The sequence below is a fragment of the Streptomyces sp. NPDC059852 genome (assembly GCF_042731455.1).
In the GTDB taxonomy this organism is placed as follows: Bacteria; Actinomycetota; Actinomycetes; order Streptomycetales; family Streptomycetaceae; genus Streptomyces.
Map to the genome: position 1 here is coordinate 307761 of NZ_JBHWJK010000004.1, position 26920 is coordinate 334680.

Sequence of the window (26920 nt, forward strand, 5' to 3'; positions counted from 1 at the left end):
GGCACCTCTCACAAAACGGGGCCCCGGCTGGACCCCTAACCTGGATCACGTGCGTGCAGTTTCCTACATCCGGCAGTCCAAGAAGCGTGAGGACGACAGCAAGTCGTCGCCGGAAGCCCAGCTCACGAAGTGCGAAGCCCTGATCACCGCGAGGGGCTGGGACAACGCCGGGCACTTCGCCGACGTCGGTAAGTCCGGCTGGGACCCGAACGTCGTCCGCCCGGAGTTCGAGGAGATGATGGCCGCCGTCCGGGCCGGTCACGTAGACGCGGTGGTCGTGTTCTCCCTCTCGCGGCTCACTCGTCAGGGTGCACTGGAAGCGATGCTGATCAACGACGAGCTTGCCAAGCACGGCGTCCTGCTCGTGTCTGTCGAAGAGCCGTACCTCGACACCTCGACTCCGATGGGCGTCGCGATCTTCGGCCTGATCGCCGCACTCGCACAGCAGGAATCCGACATGAAGTCGGCGTACATCACGGCCACCAAGGAGACCTTGCGTGCAGCCGGCTCGCATGTTTCGGGCATGGCCCCGTACGGCTTCCAGTCCACCCGCGAGGCGCGCGGCGAACTGGTCGTCGTGAAGCTCGTTCCTGACCCTGCCGAAGCCCCGCACGTCCGCGACATGGTGGCCTGGGCAACCGACGGGGTAGCCGCGTCAGCCATCGCGCGCAAGCTCAACGAGTCCGGCGTCCCCACCAAGGCCGCCGACATGACGGCTCGTGTCGCCGCCCGGCGGGCACGCGGGAAGTCCGACCCGCTGGAGCGGACCTCGTGGACGTCGTCGACGGTGCTGCGGATACTCCGTGACCCGCGCCTCGCCGGATACGCCGCCGAACGTCAGGGCACCAAGCGCGTCATTCTCCGCGATGACACCGGCGCACCGCTGGTCGCGCACGAGCCGATCGTCCCGGCTGATGACTGGTGGCGGCTTCAGGACGTGCTCGACGCCCGGACGCAGGTGGTCAAGCAGGGCCGTCGCTCGGTCCCGTCGCTCCTCGGCGGCGCTGGGATGTTGTTCTGCGGCGTGTGCGGCTCCGTCATGGTCACCGACCGGCGGAACGGGAAGCAGCTCTACCGCTGCAATCGGGCGCAGTCCGGCGCAGTCGCAGGACACGGCGGCCTGGCCATCGACATGGCCACGACCGACGACGTCGTTACCCGTCGGGTGTGGACACGGCTCGCTGCGATGGACCCCGAGGACCCCGCCGACGTCGCCTGGCTCGATGAGGCCGCCCGTCGGTTCGCCGCCCAGCAGGACACGTTCGAGCGAGTCGCCGAGCTGGCCGCAGCCCGCACGGAGCTGGGACACGTCCGCGAAGCGCTGCGGACGCTGTACGCCGACCGGCAAGCCGGACTGTACGCGGGCAGCGTGGGCGACCAGATGTTCCGCGAGTCCGTCGAACGACTTACCGCACACCAGGCACGCACGGCCCGTCGCGTCACCGAACTGGAAGCGGCCGACACTGACGCGGTCGCGATCCCGGCGCAGTGGACGGACCCCGGAGAGGACCCGATCGGCCCGGGGTCGACCTGGGCGGGCTGGAGGCTCGCGGATCGGCGAGAGTTCCTGGCGTTCTTCGTCGACCGGGTGACCGTGGCGAAGTCCATCGGGCGCGGACGGAACGCCAACACGGCCGAACGCGTATCGGTGGACTGGGCGGAAGCACCGGCCAGCTGACGGCCGAGGGGCGCGTTCCGGGGTGAAGGTCCCGGGGCGTCGCCCCCCTCGTCTACACGCCTGGTTGGCCCGGATCGGGCGCCGTCCTACCTTCCGCGTCGTCGGCTGGTGCGGAGTTCATGTGCCTGGCCATCTCGTCAAAGAGCACCGTCGCTCGCGGTGTTTACACCTCGACCTGTTTTCTGCCGCACGGCATCGCCGGGCGTGGTCCGGCGTGCTGCGCGGCGGCGCTCAGCGCGCGGGTGCCACGAACTCAGGCTGGTCCAGGACCCGCAGCCAGCTCCCGTCGGGCTGACGCCGCACCACCTGCGCCCGCGCGCCGACACCGTCCTTCGGCGGGGTCGAGGTGAGCGCGATGTCCCCGCTGACCAGGGTCGGCAGCGGCGCCTCCGGCTCGAAGCGGGGACGGTTCGCCAGCACCTTCTCCCACAGCGCGCGGATCGCCTCCCGCCCCACCGTGCGCTCGCCCGGCGGATAGGCCAGCACCGCGTCCTCCTCGTAGAGCGCGGCGACCCCGGCCGCGTCGCCGGCGTTGGACCGCTCGACGAACAGGCGCGTGACGTCCTCCGGTCGCATGGGCTTCTCGTACTCCGGCACGGTGTCCTCCCTGAAGCAGAATTGGCGTTCCTCCGGCTTCCAGCCTGACCGCCCGGAGTGCAGAAATCCAACAGATGGATCTTCTGGGTTCTAGAATCCATAGTCATGGAGTTGAGGCAGCTGGAGTACTTCGTGGCGGTGGCCGACGAGCGGAGCTTCACCCGCGCTGCCGAGCGGGTGCACATCAGCCAGTCCGGGGTCAGCGCCCAGATCCGCCAGCTCGAACGGGAGCTGGGCGCCGAGCTGTTCGACCGGTCGGCGCGGACCGTGACCCTCACCGTCGCCGGCAAGGCCGCCCTGGAGCATGCCCGCGCGGCGCTCGCCGCGGCCGGAGCGGTCGGCCAGGCCGTCGGCGAGGTCACCGACCTGATCCGGGGCCGCCTCACCGTCGGCATGGTCATCGGCTGCACGCTGCCGCCGCTCTTCGACGCCCTGGCGGCCTTTCACCAGGCACACCCCGGTGTGGAGCTCGCGCTGCTGGAGGACAGCTCCGACCGGCTCACCGAAGGAGTGCGGAACGGCACCCTGGACGCCGCGCTGATCGGGGCCGCCGCCGACACCCCCGAGGGACTGGACGCCCTCACGGTCATCAGCGAACGGCTCGTCGCGGCGGTGCCGCCGGGGCACCCGCTGGCGCGGCGGCGCCGGGTCGTCCTGAGCGATCTGATGGACCACCCGATCGTGTGCATGCCGCCCGGCACGGGGCTGCGCGCGGTGTTCGACCAGGCGTGCGCGGCGCGCGGACTGCGGCCCGCGATCGCGCTCCAGGCCAGTGCCGCCGACGCCCTCGCCGACCTCGCCGCGCGGGGGCTCGGCGTCGCCGTCCTCAGCGCCTCGATGGCCGCGAGCCACGACGGCGTCCTCGCCGCCCGGGCCCTCGCCGACGTCGAGACACCGGCCCTGCTCGCCCTGGTCTGGCGGCCGGCCCGGAGCCCGGCGGTGCGGGCCTTCCTCGCGCACGCCGGGCGGGCGTTCAGTGCGTCCTGATCCCCGTCACCGGGTCGCGAGGGCAGGGAGTTCGGTGCCCGCGGCCCGCCCGGCCAGCCCCGGGATCAGCACCGCCGCGACCGCCGCGTGCATCAGGGCGAGGGCAGCGCGGGTGCCGCCGTCCATGCCGTCGCCGGTCAGCGGCAGGAAGGAGACGGCCAGTGCGGCGGCGGCCACCCCCGTCCAGACGGCCCGGGCGCGCCGTACCCCCAACCGCTCCAGGGCGGCCAGCAGTCCCCAGCCGGCGAGCGAGGCGAGCAGGGCGACGAACGCCACGGGCCCTGCGCCCAGCTCGAGGGTCTGGTCCCCGTCCGTGATCCTCAGCCGGTGGCCCAGGAGCGGGTCGGTGACCAGCCAGACCAGGAGGGGAGCGGCGACGGCCGCCGCGCACGCGGTGGCGCGCCTTCCTCGCGTCCTCACCGGCCCTCACCCGCGACGGCTCCGTGCAGGAAGACGTCCACCAGTTCACTCGGCGTCAGATCGGGCTCGTCGTCCGTGCGGGGCTGGGTGAACAGCAGGCCGAAGAACAGGGCCGCGATCTGCTCCGGTGGCCGGCGCAGCGTGGTGCGGTCGGGCTCCAGCAGGTCCGCGAGGGCCGCGCGGAGGCGGGCCGTCGACTCCTGGCGGCCGGCGCCGCGCACGGTTCCGGGGTGTTTGCCGCCGCGATGCCCCAGGGAGCCCATCACGGCGCCCATCCTGGCGAGGTGCGCCTGCAGCGCCTCGGCGGCTTCGGCGAGCCGGTCGGCGAGGGGCTGGGTCACGTCGATCGCGTCGAGTTCGCGGATCGCGTGGTCGGGGGAGAGTGCCTCGGCGACACAGGCCTGGATCAGTTCCTCCTTGTCGGCGAAGACCCGGAAGATCGTGCCCTCTCCGATGCCGGCGGCGCGGGCGATCTTCGCGGTCGTCACGGCGGAGCCGTACTCGGCGATCAGCGGGATCGCGGTCTGGACGATCATCTCGCGGCGCTGTTCCGGCGACATGGCGGGCGCGCGGCGACGGGCGGTCTGCTTCTCGGTGGGAGTCATGGGGACAGGCTACGGAGTGAGTGCTCACTCCGTCAATGAGTGAGCACTCACTCCGATCGATGCCTCAGGAGGGAGAGGCCCCGTGCCCGGCCGGAGCCGGGGCCGGGCACGGGACCTGGATCAGGCGGTGTGCAGGGTCAGGCCGTAGCGGCCCAGGATCTCGTTGACCGGCTGGAACCAGGTCTCACCGCCGCTGGAGCAGTTGCCCCAGCCGCCCGAGGTGACGCCCTGGGCCTGGTCGCCGCTGATGAAGGAGCCGCCGGAGTCGCCCGGCTCGGCGCAGACGCTGGTCTTGGTCATCTGGTGCACGGCGCCCTGGCTGTAGTTGACCGTCTCGTTCTTGGCCAGCACCCTGCCGCAGTGCCAGTGCGTCGTGGAGCCGGAGCGGCAGACGGAGGCGCCGACGGGTGCCTCGCCCGATCCCCGCACCAGCTGGTCCGACACGGTGCCCCAGCCGAGCACGACCGGCACGGTCCACCAGCCGCTGCCGACGCTGACCCAGGCATAGTCGTTGTCCGGGAACGACGAGCCCTGGAAGGTGCCGATGTAACTGCCGTCCCAGCCTCGGACGCCGGCGCCCGGCTGGCCGCAGTGCCCCGCGGTGACGAAGCCGCCGTGCACCGAGAAGCCTATGGAGCAGCGGACGTTGCCCGTGTAGTACGGGTCGCCGCCGACGGTGCCCGCCGCGAAGGTGGAGGGCGCGGACGCGACCGTGCGGACGGTGACGGGACCGGCCGCCCGGGCGCGGGACACGAAGCGCCGGACATCGTTGTCAGCACGCTCGCCCCGGACCACGTTCACGACCACGGTGCCGGCCGCCGGGTCGACGTGCCAGCTGCTCACCCCGGACGGGGCGTCGAGGCGGTCGATGCGGGCCTTGGCGTTGTCGAGTTCCCGTGCGGTGTGCTCGACGGTGCGGACGGCGGCGCCGGTCGCCTTCACACGGCGCACGGTCGCGGGGGAGGCGTCCGCGGTGAGGCCGACGGTGAGCCGTTCGCCGCGTGCGTCGAACCATGAGCCGCCGTAGGCGGATCCGGCCGCCTTGCGTGCCTTCGGCGCGACGGCCGTCGCCGTGCGCTCGGCGGCGAGCCGCGCCTCCGCCCGCTCCTTCGACAGGCCGAGGTCGCGCTGCATGGCCCGGAGCAGTCCGTCGGAGGCGGAGGCGGGTGCGCGGTCCGCCGTGGTGGGGGAGTCGTCCGCGGTGGCCTGCCCGGTGCCGGCCGCGGTCCAGCCGCCGAGCACCAGGAGCGCGGAGAGACAGGCGTAGGTGAGTCTGCTGCGTCTCAAGGGAGTTGCCCTTCGTCGTTCCAGCAAGGTGGGGGTGGAACAACCGCAAGCTGAGAGCGCTCTCATCGGGTTGGGCCGAGCATAGCCAGGGCAGCCTGTCAGGTCCATACCATGCGCGGAAGGTGCTGCAGGCGCACGAACGGCACCGCGCGCACCCGGAGTTCCCCGAGCGCGCGCGGTGCCGTACGGCGTGTGCGTCAGCCCATCTGGCCGGTCCTGGCCTCCCGCCACAGGTCGACGCCGCCGTCGGTGGCGTACTTGTCGATCTCGGCCAGCTCCTCGTCCGTGAAGTCGAGGTTCTCCAGCGCGGCCACGTTCTGCTCCAGCTGCTCGGTGCGCGAGGCGCCGATCACCAGCGAGGTCACCCTCGGGTCCCGCAGCGCCCAGGCGAGCGCCATCTGGGCGAGGCTCTGCCCGCGCCGGGCCGCGATGTCGTTCAGTGCGCGCAGCCGGCCCCGCATCTCCTCCGACAGCCAGCCCTGGTCGAACGACTTGCCCTGCGTGGCCCGCGACCCGGCGGGCACGCCCTCCAGATACCGGCCCGTCAGCAGCCCCTGCGCCAGCGCCGTGAAGCCGATGACGCCGAAGCCCTCCTGCTCGGCGGCGTCCAGCAGCCCCTCGTTCTCGATCCAGCGGTTGAGCATGTTGTACGACGGCTGGTGGATGAGCAGCGGCGTGCCCAGGTCCCGCAGGATGGCGGCGGCCTGCCGGGAGCGCTCGGCGTCGTAGGAGGAGATGCCGACGTACAGGGCCTTGCCCTGGCGGACGGCGGTGTCGAGCGCCCCCATCGTCTCCTCCAGCGGGGTGCCGGGGTCGAGCCGGTGGGAGTAGAAGATGTCGACGTAGTCGAGTCCCATCCGCTTCAGCGACTGGTCGAGCGAGGCCAGCACGTACTTCCGGGAGCCGCCGCCCTGGCCGTAGGGGCCGGGCCACATGTCCCAGCCGGCCTTGGTGGAGATCACCAGCTCGTCCCGGTACGGCGCCAGGTCCTGCTTCATCAGCCGGCCGAAGTTGATCTCGGCGGAGCCGTAGGGCGGGCCGTAGTTGTTCGCCAGGTCGTGATGGGTGATGCCCAGGTCGAAGGCGCGCAGCGCGATCTCGCGCTGCGTCTCGAACGGCTTGTCGTCACCGAAGTTGTGCCAGTAGCCCAGTGACAGCACGGGCAGGTCGAGTCCTGAGCGCCCGGTGCGCCGGTACCGCATGGTGCCGTCGTAGCGCTCGGGGTCGGCGACGTGGTTCATCGAGTGGTCTCCGCAAGGTGCAGTCGGGGTCGTCCGGTCCTGGTGAGGGACCTGTTCACTGTGCTCCTGCCCGATTCTCGCGTCCAACGCATCCTTTTCATCGCATTCAGCGACACCGTTTCTGAATGCCGTCCGCCGTCCGCGCTCATCGTCTGCTCGCGGTCGCCGCCGGGACGTTGTACCCCTCGACCCGGACCACCGGCCGGCCGGAGCGCAGGGCGGACGCCGGCCAGTCGAGCGTGACCGTCCGGGACTCGCCGGGCAGCAGCCACAGGTAGTTGTCGCCGTACAGCGTGGGAAGCACCCGGTCCCCCTTCCCGTCCAGCAGGGACACCCGCACCATGGCCGCCACGGTCGTACCCCGGTTGCGCAGCCGGGCCGTCAGCCCGTGCCGCCCGCCCGTGCGGTCCGTGCCGGTGACCTCGATGGACACCCGGGTCCTGGCCACCTCGTTCAGGGCGCGCAGGTGGGCGGGCTCGCGGTAGCGCCAGTACGTGTTCTCGGCCAGCAGGTCGCCGCGGGCGTCCACGAGCCGCAGCCGCAGCAGATACAGGTCGGGCAGGTCGTCCGTCGAGTCCGTGGTGAGGGCCGACGCCGTCGAGGAGGGGCCGACGTCGACCTTCGCGCGCCGCTCGGGGCCGAGCCGGCGGCCCGAGAGGTCGTGACGGGAGACGACGACCGTGGCGCCCGCGATCCGGCGCGGCGTGTGGTTGACCGCGAGCACCTGCCCGCTCACCGGGTCGGCCTGCACGTGCACGGCCTCGCTCGCCTTGCGGACGCCGTAGTAGGCGCCGTTGACGTCGAAGTCGTAGTCGTACGTCTGCCACACCGTGCTGTACCAGGCCGGATGCGACATCCACAGCAGCAGGGCGCTCGCGTCGTCCCACAGGCGGGCGTTCCACGCCTCGAACATGGCTCGGAAGTTCTCGTAGTTGACGAACTGCGCCTTGCGGCAGAAGTCGTCGAGGTCCTTCGCCTCGCCGAGCCGGGACTCGATCGCCGCCCGGTAGTTCTGCGGCGCCTGGTTCCCCCGGGTGCTCCAGTCGTGGTAATACCAGGCGCCCTTGACGGGCCACTCGGGTTCGTCGCCCACGAGCCGGCGCATCGTCTCCGCCGTCGGCACCACCGGCATGCCGATCTCCGTGTGGAAGCCGAAGTTCCCGCTGCCGTAGGTGCTCGCGGAGAAGTAGCGCTCGGGCTCCACCCAGCCGTAGGGGCCGCCACCGGTGACGATCCCGGCCGCCGAGTTGTTCTGGTACAGCAGCTCGGGCGCCTCCGCGCGGACCGCCGCCCGCATCCCGTCGTCGAGCGGGCCGGGCGGATTGCCCTCGTTGGCGCCGCACCACACGACGATGCTCGGGTGCGAGCGGTAGCGGCGCACGGTGTCCTGGGCGAGGCTCAGGAACGCCTCGTGGTCCGGCGGGTCCATGGCCCACGCGTTGGGGAAGTCGTTCCAGACCAGCAGGCCGTGCTCGTCGCAACTGGCATAGAACTCCTCGCGGTTGCTCGACCCCAGCCAGTTGCGGATCATCGTGAAGTTCATGTCGCGGTGCATGCGCACGGCCGCGTCGATCCGCTCGGCGGGCATCCGGCGCAGCAGCTCGTCCCAGCCCCAGTTGCCGCCCCGGCAGAACACCCGGACACCGTTGACGCTGATCTTCAGGGGCACGGTGGAGTTGTCGACGGACTTCACGTCCGTCCAGTGCTCGCCGTCGTCGGAGACCTGGACCGTGTACGTCTTCGCGTACGCCTGCTCCCACAGGATGACCACCCGGTCGAACCGCACGGACGCGCCCAGGTCGACCTGGATCGACTGCTCGTCCTCGTACGCCGACGACCAGCGGGTGTTCGGATCGCCGTCCACGGCGTTGGCGGCCCGGCTGCCCCCGCCCTCCTCCGAGGAGGCGGTGGCGTCCTTGCGCAGGGCCAGGTCGGTGCCGGGGGAGGCGCTGTCGATCACCGACAGGCTCCACATCGACGCGCCCCAGCTGGTGGCGCGGCTGTGGCACAGCACCCGGACGTGACGCGCGGTGCGCGGCTCGAACTCCACGCTCTGCAGCGCGGCCGAGCCCGAGGCGCGGAACGGCAGCGGCGTCGCGGTGTTGTCGACGGAGGCGGCGTCGCGCCAGGTGTCGCCGTCGTCGGAGACCTGCACGTCGTACGTCTTCGCGTACGCCTGCTCCCAGGTGACGACGACCCGGTCGAAGGACGACTCGGCGCCCAGGTCGACCGCGATCCACTGGTCGTCCTCGAACGCCGACGACCAGCGCGTCCTCGGGTCGCCGTCCGTGACGTTGCCCGGCTTGTGCGCGTCCTCGTCCACGGTCGAGGCGGTGGCGTCCCGGTGCAGGGCCAGGTCGGTGCCCGGGGCGGCGCTGTCGATCACCGACAGGCTCCAGATGGACGAGCCCCACTGGGTGGCCCGGGTCCGGCACCGGATCCGTACATGGCGGGCCTTCTGCCGGGGGAGGTCCACGGTCTGGGCGTAGGCGTCGCTGCCCGACTGGAAGGTGAGCGGGACGTCGTACTCGTAGCCGAACTGGCGTATGCCGAAGCGGGTCGTGCGCCGGTCGCTCTCGCGCCCTTCGACCGTCGCGGTGAGCGTCAGCTCGTGCAGGGCGGGCTCACCGTAGCCGTTGGGCCACCACAACTTCGGGTTCCGCAACCGCAGTCGCGCGTGGTCGGTGGGGCTGAAGACGACGTCGACCGTCTCACCCGCCGGCACGGTGACCGTCCGGGTCACACGCACGCCCTCGAAGGCGGCCCGTACGGTGACGCTGCGGGCGGCCGAGTCCGCGTTGCGGACCGGGACGACCAGCGTCAGCTCGGCCGTGCCGGTGTCGGGCAGTTCAGGCAGCCGGGTGTCCACGCGGACGTCGCCGAGCACCGCCGCGCCGGTCGAGCGCAGCCGCACATGGTTCCACAGACCGGTCGCCCGGTCGCGCACCGCCGGCATCCAGTCCCAGCCCGAAGCGGCCAGATACGTCGGCGAGTTGCGGTTCATCATGGTGGCGCCGGCGTCCACGAACGCCAGCCCGGCCGGACCCTTGTCGCCGGGGCTGCCCGGGTACGGCATCGGCGTGATCTTCACGGCGAGGGCCTGCTCGCCGTGCTCGGCCAGGAGCCGGGTGACGTCGAACGCGGCGCGCGCGAAGGGGAAGACGACCTCGCCCACCCGGTCGCCGTTGAGCCAGACCTCCGCCTTGTGGTTCACCCCGTCAAACTCCAGCCAGACATGACGGCCGGTACCGGTGTCCAGGCCCTTCGGCAGCCGGAACTCACGTCTGTACCACCAGGAGTGCCGGGACAGGGCCTCCGGGACATGCAGATTGGCGAACCCGGCCACCGGGTCGGGCAGATGCCCCTGGTCGACCAGCGAGGTCAGCACCGTGCCCGGCACGGTGGCGGGCAGCCAGCGGCTGGTGTCGAACTCCGGCCGGGACAGCTCGGCGCCCTCGGCGCCGGCCCGGTCGTCCATCGTCAGGTCCCAGCCGGACTCCAGCGGCACGGTGCCGTCGGCGGCCACCTCGAGCGCCGGGGGAGTGCGGTGGTGCACGCCCCAGTCGGTCCAGCCGGTGACGGCCGGGCGACGGTCAGGGCAGGTGCCGTACACCTGGAAGCCGTTCAGGCCCAGCGGGTTGGTGTTCGAGCGCTTGCGCACGGTCAGGCGCACCCAGCGTGCGGTGACCGGCTTCGGCAGTTCGATCACGACGACCCCGCCCCGGCCGGAGTCCGTGCGGTACACCGCCGTCCACGCCTTCTCGTCGCGGGACGTCTCGACGACGAAGTCGACCGCGCAGCTGGAGAGGATCTCCTGCCCTGTGGTGTTGTCGCGGGGATTGCCGTTCGGCGCGTCGACGTACGGCGGGTCGTCCGCGGTCGCCTCGAAGACGAGCCGCAGCGACTCCACCTCGCACAGCGCCTGCAGGTCGACGCTGATCCACTGCGGATCGCCGGCCGCGGCCCGCCAGCCACTGCCGCGCACTCCGACCGTGTCCAGGCCGTCCACGGCGAACTCGGCCGGGGTGGGCGCGTAGTCGGTGGAGGAGACCTTCACCGGCCGGTACGTGGCGAGTTCACCGTGGGTGGAGTCGGGGCGGGCGTGGCCGGTTCCCGCCGCGGCGGCGCCGCCCGGGAAGCCCAGGCCGGCCCCGAAGCCCGCGAGGAGCGTCGATCCGGCGGTGAGGACGGTACGGCGGGACGGCACGGAAGGCTGATCCGGCATGGGACACGGCTCCGATCAGGGAAGTCCGGGGAGGGAGCGAGCGGGGGCAACGCGGGCGCGGCGAAGCGCCGTTGATCGCCCCAGCGGGTCTGACAACGTTGCCAAACCCTGCACCGCCCGTCCCGGCCCGTCAATACTCCGGACGCGGGCGATACGTGTTTCTGTAAATTAGTAATTAATATTGACAGGGTTCCGGCCGCACGCCACAGTCTTCGCCGTGACGCCGACGGCCCCGGCACCCGAAGCGGCCCGCGTCACACCCCTCCTGCTTCCCAACCCTCCGGAGAGGCACGTGACTTCATTCGCCCTGACGACCGCGATCGCCGTCGTCCTGACCGCGTCCGCGGCACCGCCCGCCACCGCGGACGCCGCGCGGGACACCACCGTCGACCAAGGCGCCCCCAGCTACTACGACAGTGGTCTCGCGTCGACGCCCTACATGGGCTGGAACACCTACTACGGGCTCGGCGCGCCCACCGAGAAGGAGGTCCGGGCGGTCGCCGACCAGCTGGTCGCCAGCGGTCTGCGGGACAGCGGCTACGACATCGTGTGGCTGGACGGAGGCTGGCAGGCCGACAACCCCCGTGACGCGCAGGGGCGGTTGACGGCCCACCCCGACCGCTTCCCCTCCGGCATCCCGGCCCTCGTCTCCTATCTGCACCAGCGCGGTCTGAAGGCCGGCATCTACACCGACGCCGGTGCCTACGACGGCGGCAAAACCTGCGGGCTCGGCAGCCGCGGCCACTACACCGAGGACGCGCGGCTGTTCGCCGACTGGAAGATCGACGCCATCAAGGTCGACTTCCTGTGCGGCATCGGCGCCCAGCTCGATCCGGGGCCCGCCTTCAAGGAGTTCAGCGACGCCGTCGCCAAGTCGGGCCGCCGGATGCTGCTCAACCTGTGCAACCCGCTCACCGACGACTGGGGCCTGCCGCACACGCCGGAGCAGGACGCGCACAACACCTACGCCTACGCCCCGCTGATCGCCGACTCCTGGCGCACCGGCACCGACATCGCCTGGGGCACCCCCAGCCCCGGCCAGTGGCCCAACGTCCTGCGCAACATGGACGCCAACGCCTGGCACCCCGAGGCGCAGGGTCCCGGACACTACAACGACCCCGACTACCTCATCCCGACGCGCCGCATGGCCGACGGCTCCCTGGAGCTGTCCGAGGAGGAGTCGACCACCCAGTTCGTGATGTGGGCCGAGATGGGCTCGCCGCTGGTGCTCGGCTCCGACCCGCGCACGCTGTCCGCGTCGATGATCCGGACGCTGCGCAACCCCGAGATCATCGCAGTGGACCAGGACCCGCTGGCCGTCCAGGGCGTCCGGGTGGCCACCGACTCCACCGGGGACGTCTACAGCAAGGACCTCGCCGGGAACGGGCAGCGGGCCGTGGTCCTGCTCAACCGCTCCGACCAGCCGGCCCGGCGCACGGTGGACTTCGCCGACGTCGCGCTCGGCGGCGCGGTCGAGGTCCGCGATCTGCGGGCCCGCGCCGACCGCGGCACGCACACCGGGTCGTACACCGTGGAGGTCCCGGCGCACGGCACCGCGTTCCTGAAGCTGACCGGTGAGGAGGCGCTGCCCGGCACGGGCCTCGGCGAGCGGGCGACGGCGAGCCCGGCGGTCGTCCGCGTCGGCGACACGCTCACCACGTTCTTCCGGGGACCGCGCGGCAGCCTCGTGCAGCACACGGCGACCGGCGACGGCCGCGGCCGTACGAAGGACCTCGGCGGGCCCGCGGGCGGCCGTGTCCTGGGCCAGCCCGCCGCGTACGCCTCGGCCGGCGGCCGGATCGACCTGTTCGTGCGCGGCGCCGACTCCCGGGTGTACCGGCGGGTGTTCGAGGGCGGGCGCTGGGGCGGCTGGCAGAGCCTCGGCGGCCGGGTCACCGACGCGCCGTCCGTGGCCTTCACCGACCCCACGCACTGGACGCTCGTCGCGCGCGGTTCGGACGGGCGGATCGCGCAACGTGGCCCCGCCTCGGACTGGTCGTCGCTCGGCGCTCCCGGGGACCGGCAGACGTACGGCAGGCCGGCCGCCGCCGTGGACGCGCAGGGCCGCGTGCACATCGCCGTGCGCACCCCGTCGGACGACATCTGGACGCGCACGCGCGACGCGTCGGGCGGGTGGTCGGCGTGGTCGTCGCTCGGCGGCACGGTGAGCGGCAGCCCGACGCTGGCCGCCGCCGGGGACGCCGTGGTGCTGTACGCGCGGGCCGGCGACTACACGCTCTGGCAGCAGCGGTACGAGAACGGCGCCTGGCAGGGCTGGGCCAAGCGGCAGGAGTTCCCGAGCGCCGCCTTCGAGGGCGCGCTCGGCGCGGTCGCGGGGCCGGACGGTGCCGTCGACGTCGCGTACCGAGGGGTGGACGGGACCGTCCACCGGACCCGGTTCAAGTAGCCGCCGGACACGGTTCGAGCAACCACCCGACTCAGTTCGAGCAACCACCGGACTCGGACCCAAATAAATTAGTAATTAATCTTGACGTGGTGGAAGCGCCACGCGAACCTGGATCCGCCGCGAGCGGGCCCCCGGCCGACAGGAGGGCCGGCCCCGCCCGCGCGGATCCACAGGGAGCCCTCCATGACCCACCCCCAGCCCAGCCGACGGCAACTCCTCGCCGGACTCGGCGCCGCCGGGACGGCCGCGCTGCTCAGCGGCTGCGTCACCGCCACCTCGTCCTCGAAGTCCTCCTCCTCGGGCGCGGTCACCCTCCAGTCCAACCTGTCCGCCCCCCAGGCCAAGGCCGCGATGCAGGACATCGTCGCGGCCTACGGCAAGAAGAAGACCGGGGACGTCAGCCTCAACACGGTGGCCGCGGAGACCTTCCGCACCCAGCTGCCGACCTACCTCACCTCCGCCAACCCGCCGGACGTCTACACCTGGTACCCCGGCTCCGTCGCCGACGCCTACGCCAGGAAGGACCTCCTGCTCGACCTCGGCGAGCTCTGGGACGGACCCCAACTCAAGGGCTACTCCAAGGCCCTGCACTCCCTGTGCACCGCGAGCTCCGGCACGAAGGTCTTCGTCCCCACCACCTACTACTGGTGGGGCATGTTCTACCGGAAGTCCAACTTCGCCAAGTGGGGCGTGAGCGAGCCGAAGACCTGGGACGAGTTCCTCGACCTGTGCGACAAGCTCAAGAGCAAGGGCGTCGCCCCCATCGGCCTCGGCGCCGGCGGGAACACCGCCTGGGTGGCCTCCGCCTGGTTCGACTACCTCGACATCCGTATCAACGGCGCCGCGTACCACCGCGAACTCCTAGCGGGCAAGCACCGGTTCGACGACCCGCAGGTCCGCCGTGTCTTCGACCGCTGGCGCGAGGTGCTGCCGTACTTCGACCCGAACGGCACCGCGGGCGCCTTCCAGGACGCCACCACCGCCCTGCTCAACGGCCGCAGCGGCATGATGCTCATCGGCACCTTCTTCGCCGACGCGGCCCCCAAGGACGCCCTCGACGACATCGACTTCTTCCGCTTCCCCGTCATCGACCCCAAGGTGCCGCTCGCCGAAGAGGCCCCCACCGACGGCTACTTCGCCAGCGCCCGCACCGGCCGCCGCGAGGGCGTGCTCGACCTGCTCGGCTACCTCGCCACCGCCGAGGCGCAGGAGATCTACATCAAGGGCTCCTCCGGCACCGTCCTGCCCTGCCACCCCGACGCCAAGGACGCCGGCACCCCTCTGGTGACGAAGGGCCGCAAGCACATCGAGGAGGCCGTCGAGATCACCCAGTTCTTCAACCGCGACTCCAGCGACGCCCTCCAGCCCACCGCCGACACCGCGCTGACGAAGTTCCTCGCCAAGCCCAAGGAGATCGACTCCATCCTCACCGACTGGCAGCGTGAGGCCGAGAAGATCTGGAAGGCCTGACATGGCCGTCCTCACCGCCCCCCACCGCAAGCCCCCGGTCCCGGCGCCGTCCCGTGGCGGCCGGGCCCGGGGCCGGCGCACCCCGCCGCTGGTGCTCGCCTTCGTCCTCGTCCCGCTGCTCGCCGAGGCCGTCTGGGTGTTCTGGCCCGCGCTCCAGGGCTTCTACCTCGCCCTCACCAGCTGGGACGGCGTGTCCGCGCCGCGGTTCGTCGGCCTCGGCAACTTCCGCGAGATGGCGTCCGACGACGTGTTCCGCGGCGCCCTCGGCCACACCGTGCTCTGGCTGCTGCTGTTCGGCGGCCTCTCCGCCCTCCTCGGGCTCGCCGCCGCCCTGCTGCTCCAGCAGGAGCGGCGCGGCGTCGGCTTCTACCGCGCCGCCCTCTTCCTGCCCGTCGTGTTCTCGCTCGTCGCCACCGCCCTGGTCTGGCAGGCCGTCTACCAGCCCGACGGCGTCCTCAACCAACTGCTGGAATCGGTCGGCCTCGGCAGTCTGCGGCACGCCTGGCTCGCCGACCAGGACACCGCCCTGTACGCGGTCATCGTGCCCGCGCTGTGGCGGCAGATCGGCTACGTGATGGTCCTCTACCTCGCCGGCCTCAAGGGCATCGACCCCGCCCTGTACGAGGCCGCCAAGGTCGACGGCGCGAGCACCTGGCAGCGCTTCCGCCACGTCACCCTGCCCCAGCTGCGCAGCGTCAACGCGGTCGTCGTGTCCGTCATCATCATCGACTCGCTGCGCTCCTTCGACGTCGTGTGGTCGCTGACCCGCGGCGGCCCCTACCACTCGTCCGAACTGCTGAGCACCTACATGTACTCGACCGCCTTCCAGTCCCTGCGGCTCGGCTACGGCTCCGCGCTCGCCGTCGTCATCTTCCTGCTGGCGTTCGGCGTCATCGCCTCCTACCTCGTCCGCGCCTTCCGGGAGGCCGACTGATGTCCGCCACCACCACGGCCGTACGCCGCAGGCGGGCCGCGACCGCCGGATTCCATCTGAGCGCCGGCGCGCTGGCCCTGCTGTGGCTGCTGCCCATCGCCCTGGTCCTGGTCACCAGCCTGCGCTCCTTCGACGACATCGCCGCCCACGGGCTCGGCAGCCTGCCGCACTCCTTCACCCTGGACAACTTCCGCCAGGCCTGGGTCGACGGCGGCCAGCAGCGTGCCCTGATCAACAGCCTGCTCGTCACCGTCCCGTGCGTCCTCGCCACGCTCGCGCTCGCCGCCATGGCCGCGTTCGCCCTCAGCCGCTACGACCTGCCGCTGCGCCGCTCCCTGCTGCTCCTCATGCTCGGCGGCAACCTGCTCCCGCCGCAGATCCTGCTCATCCCCGTCTCCAAGCTGAGCGAGATGATCGGCGTGTTCGACACCCTGCCCGCCCTCGTCGGCGTGCAGATCGGCTTCGGCGTCGGCTTCTACGTCTTCGTGCTGCACGGGTTCATGCGGGCCATCCCCGCCGAGATCCAGCAGGCGGCCGTCGTCGACGGCGCAGGCCCTTGGCAGGTGTTCTGGCGGATCATCCTCCCGCTGACCCGGCCCGCGCTCGCCGCGCTCAGCGCCCTGTCCTTCACCTGGATCTTCAACGACCTGCTGTGGGCCATCACCGTGCTGCGCAGCGACACCAAGATGCCCATCACCGCCGCCCTCATCGGACTCCAGGGCCAGTACGTGTCCATGTGGAACGTCATCGCCGCCGGATCCGTCATCGCCGCCGCGCCCACCGTCGCCGTCTTCCTGCGCTTCCAGCGGCACTTCGTGGCCGGCCTCAACCTGGGGGCGGTCAAGTGACGCACCCCCGCTGGACCCTGCGCACCGAGCACACCACCTACACCGTCCGCCTGTCCCAGGACGGCCCCTGGGCCGAGCTGGACTCCTGGGGCCCGGCCGGTGTGGAGGACGGCCCGTCCGCGCTCGACTGGTCCCACCGCACCCACTTCGTCACCCCGGCCGACGCGGCCCCCGCCGAGTATCTGCCGTACGGCCAGCGGCCCTTCACCGGGGCCGAGCTGGTGGCGGCGTCCCCCGTCGGGGAGCGCGGCGCCTGGTGGGAGTTCACCGGTGCAGAGGAGAGCGAGGACGCGCTGCGGCTGTCGTTCACCGACGACGTCCTCGGTCTGCGCACGGTCCTGTGCTACGAGACGGTGCCCGGCACCGACGTGATCCTGCGCTGGACCGAGCACACCGCGGCCCGCGAACTGCGCCTGGAACGCCTCGACTCGGCCGCCGTGAACGTGCCGGTGACCGCCGGCGCCCGGCTCACCTATCTCACCGGCCAGTGGTCCCAGGAGTTCCAGCGCACCCAACTGCACCTCACCCGGGGCACGTTCACCATGGGCAGCACCCAGGGCGTCCCCGGCCACGCCTACGCGCCCTGGCTCGCCGTGCAGGACGGCACCCCCGGCGACGGCCCCGCCTACGGAGTCGCCCTGGAGTGGGCCGGCAACTGGCACATCACCGCCGAGGCCGAACCCGGCGGCGCGATCCGGGTCCGCGCCGGACGCGTCCCGCACGAGGGCGCCACCGTCCTCGCGCCCGGCACCACCCTGATCACCCCCCGCCTCGCCTGCGCCTTCAGCGCCGACGGACTCGACGGGCTGTCCCGGGTCTGGCACCGCTACGAGCGCCGCCTCGCCGGCGACCGCCTGCACCGCCCCCGCAAGGTCCTCTACAACTCCTGGGAGGCCACCGGCTTCGACGTCGACGCCGCCGGACAGCTCGAACTCGCCAAGGTGGCCGCCGACATCGGCGCCGAGCTGTTCGTCGTCGACGACGGCTGGTTCACCGGGCGCGCCGACGACACAGGCGGCCTCGGCGACTGGCACCCGGACCCGGAGGCGTTCCCGCACGGCTTCGACCGGTTCGTCGAGGACGTGCGCGGCCTCGGCCTGGACTTCGGCCTCTGGGTCGAACCCGAGGCCGTCAGCCCCGGCAGCCGTCTGCACACCGAACACCCCGACTGGGTGTACCGCGTGGAGGGCCGGCCCGCCCGCCTCGTCCGCAACCAGCTGCTGCTCGACCTCGGCCGCACCGACGTCCAGGACTTCGTGATGGGCACCCTGGACCGCCTCCTCGGCACCTACGCCGTCGACTACCTCAAGTGGGACATGAACCGGCCGCCCACCGAACGCGGCCGGCCCGGCGCCGGAGCCGTCGACCTGGACGCCGAGCACGTCGCCGGATACCTGCGCGTCCTGGACCACCTGCGCACCGCCCACCCCCACGTCACCGTCGAGGGCTGCGCGGGCGGCGGCGGACGGGTCGACCACCTCACGCTGGCCCGCACCGACGTCGTCTGGCCCAGCGACAACACCGCCCCCCTGGACCGGCTCTCCATCCAGTACGGCTTCCTGCACGCCCACGCCCCGCACGTCATGAGCTCCTGGGTCACCGACGCGCCCGGCGTCTTCGACCCCCGCCCGCGCAGCCTCGCCTTCCGGTTCGTCAACGCCATGTGCGGCGTGCTCGGCATCGGCGCCGACCTGCGCGCCTGGACCCCCGAGGAGCGCGCGGAGGCCGCCCGCTGGATCGCCCGCTACAAGGAGGTCCGGGACGTCGTCCACCACGGCGAGGCCCGCCTGCTCGGCAGCCCCGACGAGCCGACCTGCGGCGTCCAGTACGACGCCGGGGAGCGCACGGTCGTCGCCGCGCTGAGCACCGGACGCCTCGACGGCGCCCCGCTCGTGCCCGGCCGGCCCGCCCGGCTGCGGCTGCGGGGCCTGGACCCGGCGGCCCGCTACCGCGACACGGCCACCGGCACGACGTACGGCGGAGCGCATCTGCTGCACTACGGGCTGCCGTTCGCCTGGAGCGCCGGTCACGACGCCGATCTGGTGGTACTGACACGTGAGTGAGCCGCATATGTTGCCCGGACGGCCCGCCCGCCCACGGCCCACGACCGCCACCCCCGAAGGAGACGACCCCACGATGGACCGCTTCACCGGCCGCACCGCCGTGGTCACCGGCGCCGCCTCCGGCATCGGCGCCGCCACCGCCGAACGCCTCGCCGAGGAGGGAGCCGCCGTCGTCCTCGCCGACGTCGCCGAGGACGCCGGCACGGCCGTCGCCGAACGGATCACGAAGGACGGCGGCCGGGCCCTGTTCGTCCGCGCCGACGTGGCCGAGGACGGCGACTGGCGCCGTGTCGTCGCCGCCGCGCACACCTTCGGGCCCGTCGACCTCCTCGTCAGCAACGCCTACACCGTCGAGGTCGCCCCGGCCGACGCCATGACCCTCGCCTCCTGGCAGCGGCAGCTCGACGTCAACCTCACCGCGAGCTTCCTCGGCTTCCGGGCGGTCCTGCCCGACCTGCGCGCCCGGCGCGGAGCGGCCGTGCTCACCTCGTCCGTGCACGCCCGGGTCGGCCTCCCCGGACACCCCGCCTACGCCGCGTCCAAGGGCGCCCTGCTCTCCCTGTGCGGGCAGCTCGCCGTCGAGTACGGGCCCGAGGTCCGCGTCAACGCCGTCGTCCCCGGTCCCGTCCTCACCGCCGCCTGGGACCGGGTGCCCCCCGAGGACCGTGAGCGCAGCGTCGCCGAGACCGCCGCCCGCCGCTTCGGCACCCCGGGCGAGGTCGCCGCCGCCATCGCCTTCCTCGGCTCCGACGACGCCTCCTTCGTCACCGGCACCAGTCTCGTCGTGGACGGCGGCTGGAGCGTCGTGAAGTCCTCCGCATGACCCGCACCCCCCGCCCCCTGCAGAAAGGCTGGACCACATGACGCCCTACGCCCGCCGCGGCGTGCACGGCCAGACCGTGGAGGCCCTCGCCCGCCGTATCCTCGGCGGCCGGATCCCCGAGGGTGCCACGCTCGACCTGGTGGCGCTGCAGAGCGAGTTGGACGTCAGTCTCACCGCCCTGCGCGAGTCCCTGAAGGTGCTCGCCGCCAAGGGCATGGTCGACGCCCGGCAGAAACGCGGCACCTTCGTGCGGGCCCGCTCCGACTGGAACCTCCTCGACGCCGACGTGCTGCGCTGGCAGTTCGAGGGCGCCGGCGAGGCCACCGACGCCGACCGGACCCTGCTGCGCGACCTCGCCGAGGTCCGCGTCATCGTCGAACCGGCCGCCGTGCGCCTCGCCGCCGAGCGCCGCACCGACGCCGACCTGCACGCCCTGGAGGCGGCCCTCGACGCCATGGGCGAGGACGGCGCCGGACCCGGCCACGCCGTCGAGGCCGACCTCGCCTTCCACCGGGCGCTGCTCGCGGCCACCCACAACGAACTGCTCGAACGCATGGAGATGGTCATCGAGCCGGGCCTCGCCCACCGGGACCGCATCGTGCACAGCCACCCGCACAGCGAGGACCCCGTCCCCGCCCACCGCGCCGTCCTCGACGCCGTGCGCGAACGGGACCCGGCGGCCGCCGAGACCGCGATGCGCGCCCTGCTCGTCCAGGCCGGCCGCGACCTGGACCGGCTCGACGGGCCCGGCGAGGCCGCGGGCGACGACGACACGAAAGGCACCGGGGGCAAGTGAAGATCACGCGGATAGAAACCTTCCAGGTCCCGCCGCGCTGGCTGTTCTGCCGGGTGGAGACCGACGACGGAGTGGTCGGCTGGGGCGAACCCGTCGTCGAGGGACGCGCCGAGGTCGTCCGCGCCGCCGTGGACGTGCTCGCCGAATACCTCGTCGGCCAGGACCCACTGCGCATCCAGGACCACTGGCAGGTGCTCACCAAGGGCGGCTTCTACCGGGGCGGCCCCGTCCTCTCCAGCGCCGTCGCCGGACTCGACCAGGCCCTGTGGGACATCGCGGGCAAGACCTACGGCGCGCCCGTGCACGCTCTGCTCGGCGGGCCCGTACGCGAACGGGTCCGGGTGTACGCCTGGGTCGGCGGCGACGAACCCGCCGAACTCCGCGAGCAGATAGCCGCCCAGGTCGAGGCCGGCTTCACCGCCGTGAAGATGAACGGCGCCGGCGTCACCTCGCCGATCGCCACCGCCGCCGAGACCGCCGCCGTCGTCGGCCGGGTCGCCGCCGCCCGCGAGGTCCTCGGCCCCGGCCGGGACGTCGCCGTCGACTTCCACGGCCGCTTCACCGCCGCCAGCGCCCGCCGCGTCCTCGCCGAACTCGCCCCGCTGCACCCGCTGTTCGTGGAGGAACCCGTCCTCCCCGAGCACGGCCGTCTGCTGCCCGGCCTGGTCGAGGCGAGCCCCGTACCCCTCGCGACCGGCGAACGGCTCTACTCCCGCGCCGAGTTCCTGCCCGCCCTCACCGCCGGTGTCGCCGTCGCGCAGCCCGACCTGTCCCACGCGGGCGGCATCACCGAGGTGCACCGCATCGCCTCCCTCGCCGACACCTACGGCGCCCAGCTCGCCCCGCACTGCCCGCTCGGCCCGATCGCCCTCGCCGCCAGCCTCCAAGTCGCCTTCGCCACGCCCAACTTCCTGATCCAGGAGCAGAGCCGGGGCATCCACTACAACAAGGACGCCGACCTGCTGTCCTACCTCGCCGACCCCACGCCGTTCCGCTTCGTCGACGGGCACGCGCCCCGCAACGACGCCCCCGGTCTCGGCATCACCCTCGACGAGGCGGCCGTACGGGCGGCCGACCGGTCCGGACACGCCTGGCGCAACCCCGTGTGGCGGCACGCGGACGACTCCTTCGCCGAGTGGTGAGCGCGTGCTGACCCTCACCACCGACCCCGCCCACGGCGGCCGTTGGACGTCCCTGCGCTCACCCACCCGCGAATGGCTCTGGCACCGCCCGGCACCCGGACGGGACACGGCCGCCCCCGGGGACGCGTTCGTCGACGCGGGCGGCCTGGAGGAGTGCGTCCCCACGGTCCGGGGCCTGCCCGACCACGGGGACGTCTGGGCCCGGCCCTGGACCCGCGACGACGACGGCACCGAGCACGTCCGGGCCACGTCCTTCGCGCTCGCCCGCACCGCCCGGACCGACGGCGACCGCCTCCACGTCGACTACCGGCTCACCGCGCCCGCCGGCTTCCGGTTCGTGTGGGCGGCGCACGCCCTGCTGGACCTCTCCGAGCACGCCGCACTGCGGATGCGCGGCGACGCGGACACGCGCCTCTTCCCGGAGGCCGCCCCACTCGTGGACGGCGCCTGGCCGGCCGGCGCGCCCTGGATCGCCGGGCCGTGGCCCGCCCCGCACGGGGTGCCCCTGGACCGGCTCGGACCCGAGGACGGGACCGCGGTCGGCGCCGTCGTCGCCACCGCCTCGTGCTGTGTGCACGACGGCGCCGACCGGCTCCACTTCGCCTTGGAGGCGGAGGGACAACCTGTGTCGATCGCCCTGTGGCGCAACCTCGGCGGCTTCCCCGGCACCGGCCCCTACCGCAGCACCGGCGTCGAACCCATGCTCGGCCGCGTCTTCGACCTCGCCGACGCCGGACCCGGCGACGCCGCGCGCGTCCCGGCCTCCGGAGAGGTCCGCTGGCGGCTCACCCTCACCGGGGCCTGCCGCTGCCCCGACACCCCCGCACCGTAAGGAGCACCGTCCGTGGACCTGACCGCCGCGCTGGCCACCCACCGCCTGGTCGCGATCGTGCGGGGCGACGACCCCGACGCCGCGCTGCGCACCGTCCTGACCCTCGCCGAGGAGGGCGTCGAGCTGATCGAGGTGTCGCTGTCCGGCAAGGACGCGCCCACCGTCATCGAACGCGCCCGCTCCGCCCTCGGCCCCGGCCGTCCCCTCGGCGCCGGAACCGTCCTCACCGCCGAGGACGCCCGGGCCGCGCACGCAGCCGGCGCCGACTTCGCCGTCACCCCCGGACTGGGCGAGGGCGTCACCGCCGCACAGGACCTGGGCCTGCCCGTCCTCGCCGGGGTGCTGACCCCGACCGAGGTCATCGCCGCCCGCGCCCTCGGCGTGGCCGCGCTGAAGCTGTTCCCGCTCGCCCAGGCCGGGGGAGTGGAGTACCTCAAGGCCCTGCGGGGTCCGTTCCCCGACGCCCCGTTGGTGCCCGTCGGCGGCATCGACGAGGACGCCGCGCGGGCCTGCCTGGCGGCCGGCGCGCTCGCGGTCGGCGTCGGCTCCCCGCTGGTCGGCGACGCCGCCGAGGGCGGGCGTTTGAGCGCCTTGAAGGACCGCGCCCGCCGTTTCCGCGCCGCCGTCGAGGGGGTCGGCCGATGACCACGACAGCACCGCGTGCCGCTCGCCCCGATCGGCTCGAGCTCGGCGAGGGTGTCCGGTGGACCGGTACGGAGGTCGTCCTCGTCGACATCCTCGCCGGGCGGCTGCTGTCCGCGCCGCAGGACGAGACGGCCGCTCTGCGCACCCTCGCCGAACTCCCCGTCCCCCTGGGTGCCGTCGCCCCCCTCGCCGGGCACCAGGGCACCTGGGTCGCGGCCGCCGGCACCGGGATCTGCCTGCTCCGGCCTGGCGGCTCCCTCCACTGGCTGGCCCGCCCCGAGGACGGCGCCGCCGTCCCCATGCGCATGAACGACGCCGTCGCCGACCCGTTCGGCCGGTTCTGGGCCGGAAGCATGGCGTACGGCGCCGACGACGGCGCCGGCTCGCTGTACCGGCTCGACCGGGACGGCACGGTCGTCCGGGTCCTGGACGGAATCACCGTGCCCAACGGGCCCGCGTTCACGCCCGACGGCAGCCTCATGTACCTCGCGGACAGTGCCCGCGGCGTGGTCCGCCGCTATCCGGTCGACCCGGCGACCGGCGTCCTCGGCGCCCCGCGCCCCTTCGTCACCGTCGAGGACGGCAGCCCCGACGGGATGGCCGTCGACGCCGAGGGAGCCGTGTGGATCGCGGTCTGGGGCACCGGCACGGTGCGCCGCCACCTGCCCGACGGCACGCTCGACCGGACGCTGCGGCTGCCCGCGCGTCAGCCTGCCGGCGTCTGCCTCGCGGGGGATGTCCTGCACATCGCGACGGCCCGCGTCGGCCTGTCCGCGCCCGGCCCCGACGACGGGGCGCTGTTCACCGTCCGCGTGGACGTGCCGGGCACCCCGACGCCGGCCTGCCGGCTCGACGCGGCGGTCGTGGAGGGCCGGGCATGACGGGCCCGCGCGCCCCGTGGCGCCCCGGCCCCGGACCGGTCGTCTGTGTCGGCGAGACGATGGCGGCCCTCGCCCCCGATCCGGCGGGCCCGCTGGCGGACGCCGGACGGCTGCGGCTGTCGGTGGCGGGAGCCGAGTCGAACGTCGCCATGTACCTCGCCGACCACGGCGTCCCGGTCACCTGGCTGTCGGCGCTCGGCGACGATCCGCTGGGCCGCCGTGTCCGCGCCGCCGTCGCCGCCCCCGGCGTCGACGTGTCGCACGTGCGCACCGACCCGGCCCGCCCCACCGGCCTGCTGGTGAAGGACCCGGCTCCCGGCGGGACCCGTGTGCACTACTACCGGCGCGGCTCGGCGGCGTCCGCGCTCGGCCCGGACGTGCTCGACAGCGCACCTGTCCGCACGGCCGGGCTGCTGCACCTGACCGGGATCACCCCCGCCCTGTCGCCCTCCTGCCGCCGGCTGGTGGAGCGGGCGCTGGAGCCCGGGCGCCCGCACGCCGTGAGCTTCGACGTCAACCACCGCGCCGCCCTGTGGCCGGACGGCACCGCCCCGGCCGTGCTGCGCGACCTGGCCGACCGCGCCGACCTTGTCCTCGTCGGCCTGGACGAGGCCCAGGCGCTGTGGGGCGCGGATCTCACGGCGCGGGACGTGCGGGACCTGCTCCCGCGCCCGCACGTCCTCGTCGTCAAGGACGGCCCGCGCGCCGCGACCGCCTTCACGGCCGACGGCACCGTCACGGTGCCCGCGCCGCGGGTCGGGGTCGTCGAGGCGGTCGGCGCCGGGGACGCCTTCGCGGCCGGCTTCCTGGCGGGGCTCCTGCGAGGGCGGACGACGACAGCCGCCCTGCGGCTGGGGCACCTGACCGCCGGGTCCGCGCTGCGGGTGACAGGCGACCACGGTCCCCTGCCGGACCCGGGGCGGACCGAGGAGCTGCTGGCGCTCCCGGACGCGGAGTGGGCCGCACTCGGAACACCCCAGGTGTGAGCCGGCGCGCGGGCTCGCCGCGCATCATGGCATTCACCCGCCTATGCTCCATTTGTGTGACGACCATCTTCGAAGAGCTCGTGGCGAAGCAGCGCGCGGCAGAGCAGGCCCACAGCCGCGTGGAGGACCTGCGCGGCAAGTACGGTCCACCGACGCAGGTGGGCGGGTGGAGCGCACGCCAGACCGAGACGTACAACACCGCCCTGCGGGCCTGGCGGGACCTCGCCAGGGATCTGCAGACGGCGGTGGCCGACTACGCCAGGAGCCAGGGAGCGTCACGCAGCAGCGTCGAGGAGGAGATCCGCAAGGCCGCCCACGCGGCGGAGACCCCCGGACCCGGGGCCTGAAAGGCCGCCCACGCGCCGAAGGCCCCAGGACCCGGGGCCTGAGGCCGCGGCCCGTGTCAGGCGTCCCCGTCGACCGCCGCGTCGAGCAGCGGCCCGAGTTCCGCGCTCACCGTGGCGAGCGGCCCGACGTCGTGCCGGGCCCGGGCCATGAGGATGGCCCCCTCCAGTGAGCTGATCATGAGCGTGGCGAGCGATCCGGCGCGCCCGCGCGGCACCCCCATGCGCGTCAGCGCGTCCGCGACCGCTCCCGTCCACGCCTCGAACGCGGCGGTGGCCGCCTCCCGTGTGGACTCGGTGTGCTGGGCGCAGTCCACGGTGGCGGCGGCGACCGGGCAGCCGCCCGCGAAGCCGGCGGCCTCGTACTCCTCCGTCCACTGCCGCACCATCGCCGCGAACAGCCCGCTGGGCGTCGGCTCGGGGAGCGCGGCCAGGAAGCGGTCGACCCGGCGTGCGGCGTAGCGCCCGGCCCAGCCCACCGCCTCGTTGACCAACTGCTCCTTGCCGCCCGGGAAGTAGTGCTGGAGCGAGCCGCGCGGCGCCTCGGCGTGGGCGGCGACCTCCCGCATGCCGGCGGCGGCCACCCCGCCGCGCCGCAGGAGCTGGGCGGCGCTGAACACCATCCGCTCGCGCGGCCCTCGCTCGGGCGGCACCGTCATCGCCGACCTCCGTCCGTCCCGGTCCGGTTCACCGGGTCCATCCTATGACCGGTGTCATACGATCCCGTACTATGACGACTGTCATAGAGGCGGGCGCGGGCTGGTCCCGTACGCGGCGGAACGGCGGTGCGGCATGAACGTCGGAAACACGGGCAAGGACCTCGAACTCACCGGTAAGGACGTCGGATTCATCGGCCTCGGGGTCATGGGACGGCCCATGGCGCTCAACCTGGCCCGCGGCGGGACGCCCCTCGTCGTCTGGAACCGCACCCCCGGCCGCTGCGACCCCCTGCGGGAAGCGGGCGCGCACGTCGCCGAGAACCCCGCCGACGTCTTCGCACGGGCCGGCACGGTGATCCTCATGCTGGCGGACGAGGCCGCCGTGGACGCCGTCCTCGGGCGCGGCACCCCCGACTTCGCGGCCCGCGTGGCAGGACACACCGTCGTCCACATGGGCACGACCTCCGCCGAGTACTCGGCCGGGCTGCGGGACGCCGTCCTGGCCGCGGGCGGACACTATGTCGAGGCCCCGGTCTCCGGCTCCCGGGTCCCCGCGGAGCAGGGACGGCTGGTGGCGATGCTGGCCGGGGAGCGCGACGCCGTGGCGGCCGTACGGCCCGTGCTGGCACCGATGTGCGACGAGACCTTCGACTGCGGCGACGTCCCCGGCGCCCTGCTGATGAAGTTCTCCGTCAACCTGTTCCTGATCACCCTGGTCACCGGTCTGACCGAGGCGTTCCACTTCGCCGGCCGCCATGGACTCGACCAGGGCCTGCTGCGCGCCGTCCTGGACGCGGGCCCCATGGCCAGCGCCGTCTCACGCGGCAAGGGCGCCAAGCTGCTCGCCCGTGACTTCGACGTCCAGGCGGCCGCCACCGACGTCCTGAAGAACAACCGTCTCATCGCCGAAGCCGCCCGCAGGACCGAGGTGGCCACACCGCTTCTCGACGTCTGCCACGCCCTGTTCGGCGAGACCGTCGCCCAAGGGCACGGCACCGAGGACATGGTGGCCGTCCTGCACGCCCTCGAAGCCCGCACCGGCGCCTGACA

23 protein-coding genes are annotated in these 26920 nt (G+C 73.2%); 16 read left to right on the forward strand and 7 right to left on the reverse strand.

The annotated features are described in order from the left end of the window. Positions 1-49 precede the first annotated feature (49 nt). A complete protein-coding gene (locus tag ACFV46_RS07600) occupies positions 50-1678 on the forward strand; it encodes a recombinase family protein (protein ID WP_385497357.1) in 1629 nt (542 codons plus the stop codon). 231 nt (positions 1679-1909) lie between these two features. Here ACFV46_RS07600 and ACFV46_RS07605 read toward each other — a convergent pair whose 3' ends face one another. Beyond that, entirely contained in the window at positions 1910-2275 is a 366-nt protein-coding gene (locus ACFV46_RS07605; protein WP_376726078.1) for a YybH family protein, read from the reverse strand. 105 nt (positions 2276-2380) lie between these two features. Between ACFV46_RS07605 and ACFV46_RS07610 the strand changes: the two genes are divergently transcribed. After that, positions 2381-3262, forward strand: coding sequence for a LysR family transcriptional regulator (locus tag ACFV46_RS07610; protein WP_385497359.1), 882 nt, complete (start codon positions 2381-2383; stop codon positions 3260-3262). A 6-nt stretch (positions 3263-3268) separates the two neighbouring features. Here the strand turns inward: ACFV46_RS07610 and ACFV46_RS07615 are convergent, their stop codons facing one another. The 5 genes from ACFV46_RS07615 to ACFV46_RS07635 all read right to left on the reverse strand — a co-directional run bounded on the left by ACFV46_RS07615 (position 3269) and on the right by ACFV46_RS07635 (position 11040). Next, positions 3269-3682 carry a DUF6069 family protein gene (locus tag ACFV46_RS07615; protein WP_385497360.1) on the reverse strand — a complete coding sequence of 138 codons (414 nt, stop codon included), beginning with the start codon at positions 3680-3682 and terminating at the stop codon, positions 3269-3271. Continuing rightward, complete coding sequence (locus tag ACFV46_RS07620; RefSeq protein ID WP_385497424.1) at positions 3679-4218, reverse strand: TetR/AcrR family transcriptional regulator; 540 nt, start codon at positions 4216-4218, stop codon at positions 3679-3681. Before ACFV46_RS07620 ends, ACFV46_RS07615 begins: the two co-directional genes overlap by 4 nt. 189 nt (positions 4219-4407) lie before the next feature. Further along, positions 4408-5574 carry an alpha-lytic protease prodomain-containing protein gene (locus ACFV46_RS07625; protein ID WP_385497361.1) on the reverse strand — a complete coding sequence of 389 codons (1167 nt, stop codon included), beginning with the start codon at positions 5572-5574 and terminating at the stop codon, positions 4408-4410. A gap of 197 nt (positions 5575-5771) precedes the next feature. After that, positions 5772-6815 (reverse strand): L-glyceraldehyde 3-phosphate reductase, encoded by a 1044-nt coding sequence (gene mgrA, locus ACFV46_RS07630; RefSeq protein ID WP_361933107.1) that lies wholly within the window; start codon positions 6813-6815, stop codon positions 5772-5774. 145 nt (positions 6816-6960) lie between these two features. Then, positions 6961-11040, reverse strand: coding sequence for a discoidin domain-containing protein (locus tag ACFV46_RS07635; protein ID WP_385497362.1), 4080 nt, complete (start codon positions 11038-11040; stop codon positions 6961-6963). A 292-nt stretch (positions 11041-11332) separates the two neighbouring features. Between ACFV46_RS07635 and ACFV46_RS07640 the strand changes: the two genes are divergently transcribed. From ACFV46_RS07640 to ACFV46_RS07700, 13 genes are all read left to right on the forward strand, one after another. Then, positions 11333-13447: a glycoside hydrolase family 27 protein gene (locus ACFV46_RS07640; protein ID WP_385497364.1), complete on the forward strand. Its 2115-nt coding sequence runs from the start codon at positions 11333-11335 to the stop codon at positions 13445-13447. A gap of 183 nt (positions 13448-13630) precedes the next feature. Continuing rightward, positions 13631-14917 carry an ABC transporter substrate-binding protein gene (locus ACFV46_RS07645; RefSeq protein ID WP_361933115.1) on the forward strand — a complete coding sequence of 429 codons (1287 nt, stop codon included), beginning with the start codon at positions 13631-13633 and terminating at the stop codon, positions 14915-14917. A 1-nt stretch (position 14918) separates the two neighbouring features. Further along, positions 14919-15851, forward strand: coding sequence for a carbohydrate ABC transporter permease (locus ACFV46_RS07650; protein WP_385497365.1), 933 nt, complete (start codon positions 14919-14921; stop codon positions 15849-15851). After that, on the forward strand, positions 15851-16699 hold the full coding sequence (locus ACFV46_RS07655) for a carbohydrate ABC transporter permease (RefSeq protein ID WP_361933121.1): 849 nt from the start codon (positions 15851-15853) through the stop codon (positions 16697-16699). The genes ACFV46_RS07650 and ACFV46_RS07655 overlap by 1 nt, the downstream gene beginning before the upstream one ends. After that, positions 16696-18762 carry an alpha-galactosidase gene (locus ACFV46_RS07660; RefSeq protein ID WP_385497368.1) on the forward strand — a complete coding sequence of 689 codons (2067 nt, stop codon included), beginning with the start codon at positions 16696-16698 and terminating at the stop codon, positions 18760-18762. The genes ACFV46_RS07655 and ACFV46_RS07660 overlap by 4 nt, the downstream gene beginning before the upstream one ends. A gap of 73 nt (positions 18763-18835) precedes the next feature. Beyond that, complete coding sequence (locus ACFV46_RS07665) at positions 18836-19585, forward strand: SDR family NAD(P)-dependent oxidoreductase (protein WP_385497369.1); 750 nt, start codon at positions 18836-18838, stop codon at positions 19583-19585. A gap of 37 nt (positions 19586-19622) precedes the next feature. Continuing rightward, a complete protein-coding gene (locus tag ACFV46_RS07670) occupies positions 19623-20381 on the forward strand; it encodes a FadR/GntR family transcriptional regulator (protein WP_385497370.1) in 759 nt (252 codons plus the stop codon). Next, entirely contained in the window at positions 20378-21523 is a 1146-nt protein-coding gene (dgoD, locus tag ACFV46_RS07675) for a galactonate dehydratase (RefSeq protein WP_361933128.1), read from the forward strand. Before ACFV46_RS07670 ends, dgoD begins: the two co-directional genes overlap by 4 nt. 4 nt (positions 21524-21527) lie before the next feature. Then, positions 21528-22355, forward strand: coding sequence for a hypothetical protein (locus tag ACFV46_RS07680; protein ID WP_385497371.1), 828 nt, complete (start codon positions 21528-21530; stop codon positions 22353-22355). Positions 22356-22367: 12 nt separating this feature from the next. Continuing rightward, positions 22368-23000, forward strand: a complete 633-nt coding sequence (locus tag ACFV46_RS07685; protein ID WP_385497372.1) for a bifunctional 4-hydroxy-2-oxoglutarate aldolase/2-dehydro-3-deoxy-phosphogluconate aldolase — start codon at positions 22368-22370, stop codon at positions 22998-23000. Then, positions 22997-23881 carry an SMP-30/gluconolactonase/LRE family protein gene (locus ACFV46_RS07690; RefSeq protein ID WP_385497374.1) on the forward strand — a complete coding sequence of 295 codons (885 nt, stop codon included), beginning with the start codon at positions 22997-22999 and terminating at the stop codon, positions 23879-23881. Before ACFV46_RS07685 ends, ACFV46_RS07690 begins: the two co-directional genes overlap by 4 nt. Then, positions 23878-24867, forward strand: a complete 990-nt coding sequence (locus ACFV46_RS07695) for a sugar kinase (RefSeq protein WP_385497375.1) — start codon at positions 23878-23880, stop codon at positions 24865-24867. The genes ACFV46_RS07690 and ACFV46_RS07695 overlap by 4 nt, the downstream gene beginning before the upstream one ends. 56 nt (positions 24868-24923) lie before the next feature. Next, a complete protein-coding gene (locus ACFV46_RS07700) occupies positions 24924-25214 on the forward strand; it encodes a hypothetical protein (protein WP_361933141.1) in 291 nt (96 codons plus the stop codon). A 56-nt stretch (positions 25215-25270) separates the two neighbouring features. Here ACFV46_RS07700 and ACFV46_RS07705 read toward each other — a convergent pair whose 3' ends face one another. Next, positions 25271-25870, reverse strand: coding sequence for a TetR/AcrR family transcriptional regulator (locus ACFV46_RS07705; protein ID WP_385497377.1), 600 nt, complete (start codon positions 25868-25870; stop codon positions 25271-25273). A 133-nt stretch (positions 25871-26003) separates the two neighbouring features. Between ACFV46_RS07705 and ACFV46_RS07710 the strand changes: the two genes are divergently transcribed. After that, positions 26004-26918, forward strand: a complete 915-nt coding sequence (locus ACFV46_RS07710) for an NAD(P)-dependent oxidoreductase (RefSeq protein WP_385497379.1) — start codon at positions 26004-26006, stop codon at positions 26916-26918. Positions 26919-26920 lie beyond the last annotated feature (2 nt).